General features: G+C 33.0%; 11 protein-coding genes. 4 read left to right on the top strand and 7 right to left on the bottom strand.

Annotation, left to right across the window (positions count from 1 at the left end; all coding sequences use genetic code 11):
- Nucleotides 1-339: 339 nt before the first annotated feature.
- Nucleotides 340-795, bottom strand: a complete 456-nt coding sequence (locus WBF61_RS07265) for a MarR family winged helix-turn-helix transcriptional regulator (protein WP_424255235.1) — start codon at nucleotides 793-795, stop codon at nucleotides 340-342.
- Nucleotides 796-1,181: 386 nt separating this feature from the next.
- Between WBF61_RS07265 and WBF61_RS07260 the strand changes: the two genes are divergently transcribed.
- Nucleotides 1,182-1,784 (top strand): nitroreductase family protein, encoded by a 603-nt coding sequence (locus tag WBF61_RS07260; RefSeq protein WP_424255233.1) that lies wholly within the window; start codon nucleotides 1,182-1,184, stop codon nucleotides 1,782-1,784.
- 236 nt (nucleotides 1,785-2,020) lie between these two features.
- Here WBF61_RS07260 and WBF61_RS07255 read toward each other — a convergent pair whose 3' ends face one another.
- The 6 genes from WBF61_RS07255 to WBF61_RS07230 form a co-directional block, all read right to left on the bottom strand.
- Nucleotides 2,021-2,227 (bottom strand): hypothetical protein, encoded by a 207-nt coding sequence (locus tag WBF61_RS07255; RefSeq protein WP_424255232.1) that lies wholly within the window; start codon nucleotides 2,225-2,227, stop codon nucleotides 2,021-2,023.
- A 33-nt stretch (nucleotides 2,228-2,260) separates the two neighbouring features.
- Nucleotides 2,261-3,262, bottom strand: coding sequence for an ABC transporter permease (locus WBF61_RS07250; RefSeq protein ID WP_424255230.1), 1,002 nt, complete (start codon nucleotides 3,260-3,262; stop codon nucleotides 2,261-2,263).
- A 12-nt stretch (nucleotides 3,263-3,274) separates the two neighbouring features.
- Complete coding sequence (locus WBF61_RS07245) at nucleotides 3,275-4,387, bottom strand: ABC transporter permease (RefSeq protein WP_424255228.1); 1,113 nt, start codon at nucleotides 4,385-4,387, stop codon at nucleotides 3,275-3,277.
- Between the two features lies 1 nt (nucleotide 4,388).
- On the bottom strand, nucleotides 4,389-5,243 hold the full coding sequence (locus tag WBF61_RS07240) for an ATP-binding cassette domain-containing protein (protein WP_424255226.1): 855 nt from the start codon (nucleotides 5,241-5,243) through the stop codon (nucleotides 4,389-4,391).
- 30 nt (nucleotides 5,244-5,273) lie between these two features.
- The gene (locus WBF61_RS07235) at nucleotides 5,274-5,888 is read right to left on the bottom strand and encodes a TetR/AcrR family transcriptional regulator (RefSeq protein WP_424255224.1); all 615 of its coding nucleotides are present in this window, start codon (nucleotides 5,886-5,888) and stop codon (nucleotides 5,274-5,276) included.
- A gap of 209 nt (nucleotides 5,889-6,097) precedes the next feature.
- Nucleotides 6,098-7,006 carry a LysR substrate-binding domain-containing protein gene (locus tag WBF61_RS07230; protein WP_424255222.1) on the bottom strand — a complete coding sequence of 303 codons (909 nt, stop codon included), beginning with the start codon at nucleotides 7,004-7,006 and terminating at the stop codon, nucleotides 6,098-6,100.
- Nucleotides 7,007-7,184: 178 nt separating this feature from the next.
- Between WBF61_RS07230 and WBF61_RS07225 the strand changes: the two genes are divergently transcribed.
- From WBF61_RS07225 to WBF61_RS07215, 3 genes are read left to right on the top strand one after another with little or no spacing between them, the layout of a single operon-like run.
- Nucleotides 7,185-7,580 carry a CidA/LrgA family protein gene (locus WBF61_RS07225; RefSeq protein WP_424255220.1) on the top strand — a complete coding sequence of 132 codons (396 nt, stop codon included), beginning with the start codon at nucleotides 7,185-7,187 and terminating at the stop codon, nucleotides 7,578-7,580.
- The gene (locus WBF61_RS07220; RefSeq protein WP_424255218.1) at nucleotides 7,570-8,274 is read left to right on the top strand and encodes an LrgB family protein; all 705 of its coding nucleotides are present in this window, start codon (nucleotides 7,570-7,572) and stop codon (nucleotides 8,272-8,274) included. The genes WBF61_RS07225 and WBF61_RS07220 overlap by 11 nt, the downstream gene beginning before the upstream one ends.
- Before the next feature lie 53 nt (nucleotides 8,275-8,327).
- Complete coding sequence (locus WBF61_RS07215) at nucleotides 8,328-9,446, top strand: lactate oxidase (RefSeq protein WP_424255216.1); 1,119 nt, start codon at nucleotides 8,328-8,330, stop codon at nucleotides 9,444-9,446.
- The last annotated feature ends 572 nt before the right edge of the window (nucleotides 9,447-10,018 follow it).

Below are 10,018 nucleotides of genomic sequence, written 5' to 3'. Positions count from 1 at the left end.
TTTACGACTGCATACTGTATAATATCCATTAAGGAACAACTCCTGTTCTATGTTTTTAGTAGGTAAAAACAGTTTAACACAGGAGTTGTTTCTTTTTTTTCGTTTCCAACAATTACTTTACACTAACGCTCAGATTTCTATATAGGCTAGATGAGCGTGCTGTAACAGGGTTCATTCTGAAAAAAATCTTTATCTTTCTGGAGCAAGGAGTTGGATACGATTTTCTCAATTGAACGAATCCAATAATTGTTGAATAAAGCGTATAACGCGAGGAACTCATCAGATTCAATACAAAGTCTTTATTCGTTAATCTCATAAGTTAAGTCTACACTATTCAAATTAATTGGTTCGTTTTTCTTCTTCTGCCAATACCGTCTTAGCTATTCCTTTTCCAAAAGTCTTAATAAGCTCTATCAAAGCCAGTTTATCGGCTTCATCAAATTCATTCAATAATTCATCTAAGTAGTCCATATGTTGTAAGTGAACCTTCATAAATTTTCTTTTACCCTCTTCTGTAATCTGAATCCAGAATACACGTTTATCACAGTCATCTTGAATTTTTTCTACATAGTTTAATTTTAATAATTTACTGACCGTATGAGTTATGGTTCCACTACTAATAGCTGCTACTTCACCAAGCTTTTGAGTCTTGGCTCTATTTACTTCATTTAAATAAGCTAGTATCGGATATACACTGTATGGCATACCTAATTCTTCAAGGTTTTTTCCTAAGCTTTCTTGAAATGAATGAGACATCTTCCCAAATACAACCATTAACTTAACATTTGTATTCATTACTTTTCCTCCAATAAACATTTTGACTTTTTACCATATTAATCTATCTTTTTTTTTTAATACTCTTTACGTTAAAAAGAGAACTCTCTTCTACTTTACCATTAGAAGAGCTAATTATCCTCTTAGATGTATAAAAAACGGTTATTTTTTTCTCAGTAGAGTAGTTAAGATTAATAAAAATAGTTTTAGTTCTAAATTTAATTTTAACTAAGTTCATTTACTATTTGATTGTTTTTTAATTATCTTTATGTTAAGATAATTATATCATAAAATTTATCTTAATGAAAAGATAGTTTTAACTTGATTTAAGAATTCAACCCATGACTTACGCAGTATAATTCATGGTACGCTTCTTAAGTCAGATAATTTGAAGGAGGAATTTACACGTGAAAAATCAATACACCGATTTATTAAAAGAACGCCGTTCCATTTATGCTCTAGGAAAGAATGTATCAGTATCTAACGAACAAATTTTGGACTTAGTTAAAGTAGCTATGAAAGAAAGCCCATCATCATTCAATTCTCAAACATCCCGTGCAATTGTCTTATTTGGAGATTCACATGATAAATTATGGAATCTTACTGAAACAGCTTTAAAATCAGTTATTCCTGAAGGACAAGATTTTGCTCCAACAGTTGGTAAACTAAACTCTTTCCGTGCTGGTTATGGAACAGTTTTATTCTTTGAAGATATGAGCATCGTTAAAAATCTACAAGAGCAGTTTGCTCTATATGCAGATAACTTCCCGGTATGGTCAGAACAGTCTTCTGGGATAGCACAACATTCAGTATGGACCGCTCTATCAACTGAAAATATTGGCGCTAGCTTACAACATTACAATCCGCTAATTGATCAATCCGTTCAAGACGAATGGAATCTTTCTTCTGATTGGAAGTTACGTGCACAAATGCCATTTGGCTCAATTGAAGCACCAGCTCAAGATAAAGACTATATGGATGATAGCGAACGCGTTCTTTCATTTAATTAAGGTTTGACTAAACTAATGTGTAAACAAAGAGGCCATGACTAGATGATATGATCTAGTCATGGCCTCCTTGTTTGTTACTCAATAAATATCGTCCAAAGCTTTTTATGAATTAAGTTTATTTTAGCTACCCTTAGCTAGACACTAATGCTTCTAGCTTTACAAATAGAGTGAAACACATTACAGGAATAAAGAAAATAAATCGAATTTTTTAATACCATGCATTCAATCATTTATAGTTACATAGTCATTAGCCATATGCCTAACACAATTGCTAATAATCCAAAGGTATAGAAAAATAGTACTGTGCCTTTTTCCCCAAGTACTTTTCTAAATCCTTTTATTTTACCTATATTCCAGATTGCTTCTGGCTTTTTAAACGTTATAAAAAATACTATTCCTGCATAAGCAAAAGCTAAAATCCCTAATAATGCAAATCCATCCATTCTTCCCATCCCCTAATGTTCTATTTAACGTACTTATTTCAGTCCCTCTCTTATCTTTGGAGCTAAGAGAACATACACAATCGCACATAAAATTGATACTAAGCCAGAATACATAAAGATTTCTCTCCAGGTACCAGTTTGAGACAAAATGCTATCGTTACCTTTATACGCCCAATAAAAGGGATTCCAATAAAAGAACTTTTGCCATTTGTCTGCTAGTAGTTCAATGGCTAATACACCCGCAATTAAAGGTAAAAACAATAATTTGATGCTGCCTGCCGCACTAATTATATCGGTATTTGTAACCCCTTGTATAAAGCCTACAAGAATACTCAGCAAACTCGTTACTCCTAAAATGAGCAACAATTGAACTAGATTTATTCCTCCAAAACCAGTGATTAGAATCAATGACGCAGATCCTAGTAACGTGAAGAGAACACCCATAACACTTTTACCTAGGATAAATGTCAATCTACTAGTTGGTGTTACATTGATTGCACTTAGCGTATTGTCTACTTTTTCTTCCACAATATTTAAAGCAATCAGCATCCCAGCAAGAACGGAGATAAAAAGAATAGAAACGTTTACTAAAATCTTTTTCAGTGGCGGAACTGTTCGTCCGAATTCAATAATTTCGCTAGATGAGTCGTTAACAGTTATACCTAATTCAAAAAAACTAGTTAATACTTTTGCGTAGTCGATAATACCTTGTGGTTCGTCTCCTTGTACCATTAAGTAATACTCCGTTTTTTCAGGAATTACACCAATAATCGCATCTCGTTTTTCAACTCTATTTTTAATTTCAGCAGCATCTTTAAATTGTTCAATTTTAGCAAATTGTTTTAAATAATCTACTTGAGCGGTATTTTCTCCTTTTATCAAAGCTAGGTTAATGGTTGTCTCGTTTATTCCTGGTGAAAAGATATTAATTAACAGTGCAAATAAGAGTGGAACAGCTAGTATATAGAGTGAAATAAAATCTTTTGTATTTACTTTTACATCACGTTTAAAAATAGCTCCTATTTTCTTTAACATACCTCATCCTCCTTACCCTAAAAGAGTTCTTTTATATCTACTAGTTGAAAGAATAAATAACACAAATCCACTTACTAAAAATCCTCCAGATAGGGTCAAAACATAGGGCCAATCATTATTGCCAAGAACAACCGCCTTAAATCCTTCTAGCATATAATAAGATGGAATAAATTTTATAAAGACTGGATTCCAACTCGGTATCAAGTATGCAATAGTAGGAATAATCATTCCCATCATAAAAATATAAATTGCTCCAAATGCTTCCATAATATCCTTATAGAAACTTGCTATCACTAATCCGAGAGAGGATGAAAAGAATGCTGTACTCATTAATAGGACCAGCAACAATAAATAATCTGGTTTAAATTTCATAATGGGGAGAAGAACTATAAAACTAGATGCTATACTCGTTACCATGATAACGCCAATTTTGCTTAGCAAATAATGCCAAACTGGAGATGGTGTCAGGGCGTAGGCTTTTATAACTCCTTCTTGTCTGTCTAGAAAAATATAAGCAGCTATAATAAATAATCCCATAAGAGCACCATTAAAAACTAAAACAACTGGAATCATATTTTCTTTATCTGATAAAGACTGACTAGAACTCGTAGTAAGTGGTCTCACCTCTTGATTGTTCATAGCAGATTCTAGTGTTTCACTTGACTCGACATGAAGTATTTTCAATAAATTTTTAAATCTATTGGATTCATAACCTTGTAAGTAATAGTCATACGCTAACTTCCCGTTACTCTCCATTGTAATTACAGCTGCCAGTTCTCTTTCTTTATCCGCAACATATTTAATCTCTTCTCGGCTATCGAGTAGATAAATGTCTTTATCTTTTGTCGTATACAATGAAGCTTTCATTTCTTTTTCTCCAACTTTTATTTTTACATTTTCGACTTTACCATCTATATCTTCATCTGCCACTCGTTTCAAATAAACTCCACTAGCTTGTTCTGGCATATCGAGAAAGAGATACTCTGACGTTTTATTACTAAAATTATCAGGAACTGCAAATAAAAATATAGCTACGATTAAGACGGCCATAAATAATTCAACGTAGAAATAAAATCCTCTGGAGGCTATTTTCAACTCCTTTAAAAAACTCGAAAAGAGTTTCATTTTAAACAAGCCCCCTTCCAGTAACTTTAATAAAGATTTCCTCCAGTGTCGCTTCTTTTGTGTGCATCGTTTGTATGTCATGGTTTTCAATAATCAGCTGAAGTAATTTTTTATCCTCTGGAAGTACGGTAGAAAGCGTTTCTTTCATTACTTTTCCATCTTCTATATATTCTATATCCACTAGCTTCTCGCCATACTGAAGCTTAAGATTTTTTGGAGAGTCTATTAGTTTAATCTCTCCATCAACGATAAAGGCCACTCTATCACAAAGTTCATCGGCAATAAACATATTATGGGTAGTCAAAAACACCGTAACGCCTTCCTTATTTTTTTGTTTAATAATATCTTTAATCTCCGCAGCAATCGCAGGGTCTAAGCCTGTAGTTGGTTCATCTAGAAACCATAAATCAGGATTATTTATCATAGAACGCGCAAATGTTAGCCGATGTTTCATTCCCTTTGAGAACTCTCCAGCTTTACTATTTTCTTTTCCTTCTAACCCAACCAATTTCAAAAGTTGCATTGGATCGATAGTTGGAACATCAAATAGCTTTGCATAAAATTCTAAATTTTCTTTTGCAGTTAGCTTACTATAAACATTTGATTGTTCAAAACTCATTCCTATTTGATTAAAACGATCTTTTGCTGGATTTTTTATATCATGGCCTGCAACGGATACTTCGCCTTTTTGCAACGCTAAAAGACCTGTAAGAATATTTTGTGTTGTTGATTTACCTGCACCTGAGGGCCCCAAAAAACCAAATATCTCTCCTTTTTTCACTTCAAAATTAACTTCTTTTACTTGGTACGTATCATCGTGGTTATAAGAATGGGATAGATTCTTAACACTAATCATTAAAAACAGTCCTTTCGATATCCATTAACTTCATTCATAAAAACTAGACTTAAGTATCTTTATATAACTAAAAAAATCTTTTTCAACTAATGAATAATCTACTGTCATTTGTCCATTTTCTGTTTTCACTCTAAGTTCATCGCTATATTTTTCTAGTGTCCATCTGATAATATCAATGGCTTTATCCTTGTCTATCTCTTTTTTAAAAAGAGAATAGTCAATATTATGAGTATAGATTTTACTGTACAGCTCCAACGGAAAATCTGGGTTGATAGACATTATGTCTTCAATTGTTTTATCTTTAAATACAACCAGTGAAAAATCTGCTAAATAGGGATAACGTTGAAATACTTTAAACTTAATCAGTGTAATTTCCTTTAATCTTAAGAAGATATCTTTTTGATCCCAATTTAATTCATCGATAATACTTTCTGTCATAACTTTAAAAACAAAATATTCTAAATAGTTAAACACTGTTTCTTTATTGCCAAAATAATGAAATAGTAGTCCTTTAGAAATGCCTGCTTCTTTTACTATAGTGTTCGTTGAAGCTTTTTGAAATGTATTCAGACTGAATTCTTTCATAGCACTATTAATGATTCGGTCTTTTTTATCCGGATTTACATTATTTAATAAATCTTTCATTTCCTCACCCTTCTTTTCAACTCAGCAAACTGACTCGTTCGGTCAACTTGATTGTAACGCCTTTGACTAAAGTGGTCAATGAGTTACTCTAATTACATACGCTAATTTGAACTTAAAAGTCTAAGAAACACTTTGATATTTTTCTTACTCTTATAATAATTATCTTTTGCTGAGTAAATTAATTTAAATTTCTAATAAAAGAATTTTTTTTATTCAATAGAAAGGCCATTTTCCTTATAAGATTCTGCTAAACCAATCATAGCCTCATTAAATTCTCTTTGAAAATAATTATTTCTAGTAAGTTTCTTATTCACGATGAGACTAAGATAAAATTTAGGCGCGTTTTGAATTGGAATTTTTACTAGACGCGGTCTATCCTCTACTAAAATATTACTCATAAATGCAAGCATATTCGTTGAAGAAGCAATCGATAATGCCGTTTGAATTTCTTTAGTATAGAGGGTTTGTGGTTTTTCAATGTGGTTTTCTTTCATCCATTGTTCAAAAATACGATGATGAGTGTATCCTTGCTCTAGTGAAACAAACAACTCTTTTTGAATTTCTGCAGCTGTGACACTTGTCTTTTTTGCTAATGGGCTATCAACAGATACCCACAACGCCATTTCTTCTTGTTTCAAAGGAATTTGTAATAAGCTATCTTCAGAAAAGCTAAATCGATCACTCCCGACAATGGCTAAAGGGACTTGTCCCCTACTCACTAAATCTAGCATAACATCCGAGCTTTCTTCTTCAATAAGTTTCATAGAAGCTGAAAATTTCTTTAAATGTGGCATCATCTGATTCATAAAATGTCCTCCAATAGTCGGCAAAAAGCCAAAGTAAACGACCTGGTTTTTTAAATCATGGATTTCTTCCTTAGCAAGTTCTACTGAGTTTAGGATATGAGTAGCATGTTTGAGTAATATTTCACCTGTTTCTGTCAAATGTAGATTCTTGTGAATTCTTTTCCTATCAATTAAGACTGTATCTAACTCATTTTCTAATCGTTTTAATGTCATAGAGATAGAGGGTTGAGAGATGTAAAAATACTCTGCTGTTGCAGTAAAGTTCAATGTTTCGGCTAAACGTTTAAAGTAGGTTAAATCTTTTAAGTTCATAGCTTTCTCCTTTCATCTATTGTGAAATTAATAACATAAACAAAACGTATAGTAAGTTCAATTATATAAATATAATTTATATTACCATAAAAAAACGGTATTATCTAAGTAAATTCAAGCATGCTATAGTACATGTACTGAAGCGCTTACAGAATACTGATGAGAGTGGTGTTTTTATTTGAAACTAATTAAACAGCTTTTTTGGATTTTTTTATTTTCATTTTCAGGAGAATTTATCTCTGTTTTAATTTCTTCATCTATAGCTATTCCAGGAAGTGTAATCGGAATGATTCTCTTATTCCTTGCATTACATTTCAAATGGATACTTATGGATCAGGTAGACGAAGCGGGTACATGGTTAACTAGTAATATGGGTATCTTTTTTGTTCCGGCAGGAGTAGGATTAATGTCAAATTTTGGTGTTTTATCTAGTACTTGGTGGCAGCTTTTGATTATTATGGCAGTGACAACCACTCTAATGATTGCATTTGTCGGAAGAGTCGTACAAGGTGTCAAGCGTCGTTCAGAGAAGACTAGTGTTCCAAAGAAAGGAGCATTCTCTCGTGTTGGATAAGATTTTAATCAGTCCTATTTTATGGATTGTCCTTACAATTGGATTATACTTACTCGCTGGAAAGTTAAAAGAAAAGTGGTCCAATCCACTATTTACGCCCTTAGTATTTTCAATCATCGTTATTATTGTTTTATTATTAATAACAGATATCCCATTGGAAACTTATCGAACCGGTGGCCAATTTTTTAGTTTGTTTGTTACTCCCGCTACCGTTGCATTGGCAATAAAGTTAGAAAAGAATTTTGTTTATTTAAAAAAATATTACACAGCGATTTTAACTGGAATTTTTTCTGGAGTTATTTTTCATACTATTATGATTTACGCTTTTGCTTTTTTATTCCAGTTTGATCGAGACATGTTAGCAACGCTCATTCCTAAATCAATTGCCACAGCTATTGCTGTTGGGGTGTCTGGTTCTCTTGATGGGATTGTTTCTTTAACCGTTGCGGTTGTTGTTTTTACTGGAGTAATTGGAGCATTAATTGGACAAACTGTTTTTAAATTATTTAACATTGATGACCCAGTAGCCCAAGGAGTAGCACTTGGGAGTTCATCACACGCAATGGGGACAGCCAAAGCGATTGAATTGGGTGATATCCAAGGAGCGATGTCCGGATTATCCATTGTAGTAACAGGAATTGTCGTCGTAATTTTAGTTCCTTTGACAGTACCTATCACAAATTTTTTCTTTTAAGTTTTAGCTATAGATTTTAAAAAAATATTAAATAAAAGGATGGTCGAAAAATTATGGCAGATGAACAAATTATTAGATACGATGCACCTACAGTTGAACAAGAGATTGAAATTGTGAGTACGTACAGACTTGAAAATCAGGCTCGCGAAGTTATTCCTAAAGGAGGGTTTGACTATATTTCGGGTGGTTCTGGAGATGAATTTACTTTAAGACAAAATAATGATGCTTGGTCACATAAAGGGATTTTACCTAGCGTACTGGCTGATGTAGAAAACCCAGATACTTCTACTTCTATTCTTGGACATGATATTAAAGTACCTTTTATTATGGCTCCAATTGCAGCTCATGGGTTAGCCCACGCCACTAAAGAGGCTGGAACAGCTAAAGGAATTTCTGAATTTAACGGAACGATTATGTCAATCAGTGCTTATTCAGGAGCTTCATTTGTAGAAATTGAAAAAGGGTTAAAAGGTAATCCTCGTTGGTTCCAAATCTATATGAGTAAAGATGATGAAATGAACAAGAATATTCTAAATGAGGCAAAAGTAGATGGTGCTACTGCAATAATTTTAACCGCTGATGCAACTGTAAGCGGTAACCGCGAGAAAGACATGTTGAACAAATTTGTATACCCGTTCGGTATGCCTATCGTATCTCGTTATTTAACTGGGTCAGGTAAAAATATGTCTCTTAATAATATTTATGCTCAATCTAAGCAAAAAATTAATCCAGAAGATATAAAATTTTTATCTGATTACTCAGGTTTACCAGTCTTTGTTAAAGGAATACAAACACCTGAAGATGCTGTATTAGCTATCGGTGCCGGAGCAGCAGGTATTTGGGTATCTAATCACGGCGGACGCCAACTGGATGGTGCCCCTGGTTCATTTGATACATTAACTGAAATCTCTAAAGCTGTTTCTGGCCGCGTTCCTATCGTATTTGATAGCGGGATTCGTCGTGGGGAACATATTTTTAAGGCACTGGCAAGTGGTGCAGACATCGTAGCTGTCGGCCGTCCAGTATTATACGGATTGGCCTTAGGCGGATGGAAAGGTGTTAAATCTGTTTTAAATTACTTTGAATCTGACTTAAAACGAGTTATGCAGTTAGCTGGTACTCAAACAATCGAAGACATTAAGAAAGCTCGTTTATTTGATATAAAAAAATAATTACTCTAAATTAGAGCAGCATTAGTGCCTTCAGAGCACTTATGCTGCTCCTTTTAAAACATTTTAAACTAATAGAGCTCTATCTCATCCTCTATTTAATTGACTTACAGCTCAAATTTGACTTATTATTATGCCAAAGCATTACTCTCTCTTCTCTTATCTACTCTAAGTTACTACATTTAAGTAGCATTAAAAAAATTTAGTTAAAAGTCTTGAAAAATACAAAAAAATTTATTATTATATTTTCAGCAGGATTGCAATAGACCTATTAAGAGCTTACAAAGGTGATTATACAACCTTATTTGAAGTGGATATGAGACTTTTAGCATCCTTAAACACCTCATGCCTGTTCAAGTAGTGCGGTCTAAATTAATCTATTAAATTAGACTTAATTGTTGCAAAACCTTATATGTGACAGTTGTTTAACATCTTTAAAAAGGGGGGGTTTCACTTTTAACTTTCTTTATCTTTATTGATTTCTACTTAAGATAAAGAGTAAAGCGTGAAATGCATTAGAGTGGATTTAACAGGTTAATTAGAGCTTCCAATTAAATAAGAAAATAGGCAGAGGT

It is taken from the genome of Carnobacterium sp., from assembly GCF_049673005.1.
GTDB lineage: Bacteria > Bacillota > Bacilli > Lactobacillales > Carnobacteriaceae > Carnobacterium_A.
This window is presented reverse-complemented; position numbering and strand designations above follow the sequence as displayed.

Coding starts and splice junctions, on each gene's coding strand:
- WBF61_RS07250 (WP_424255230.1), bottom strand. CDS start 3,262: ATGTTAAAGAAAATAGGAGCTATTTTTAAACGTGATGTAAAAGTAAAT.
- WBF61_RS07245 (WP_424255228.1), bottom strand. CDS start 4,387: ATGAAACTCTTTTCGAGTTTTTTAAAGGAGTTGAAAATAGCCTCCAGA.
- WBF61_RS07240 (WP_424255226.1), bottom strand. CDS start 5,243: ATGATTAGTGTTAAGAATCTATCCCATTCTTATAACCACGATGATACG.
- WBF61_RS07230 (WP_424255222.1), bottom strand. CDS start 7,006: ATGAACTTAAAAGATTTAACCTACTTTAAACGTTTAGCCGAAACATTG.
- WBF61_RS07255 (WP_424255232.1), bottom strand. CDS start 2,227: ATGGATGGATTTGCATTATTAGGGATTTTAGCTTTTGCTTATGCAGGA.
- WBF61_RS07235 (WP_424255224.1), bottom strand. CDS start 5,888: ATGAAAGATTTATTAAATAATGTAAATCCGGATAAAAAAGACCGAATC.
- WBF61_RS07265 (WP_424255235.1), bottom strand. CDS start 795: ATGAATACAAATGTTAAGTTAATGGTTGTATTTGGGAAGATGTCTCAT.
- WBF61_RS07215 (WP_424255216.1), top strand. CDS start 8,328: ATGGCAGATGAACAAATTATTAGATACGATGCACCTACAGTTGAACAA.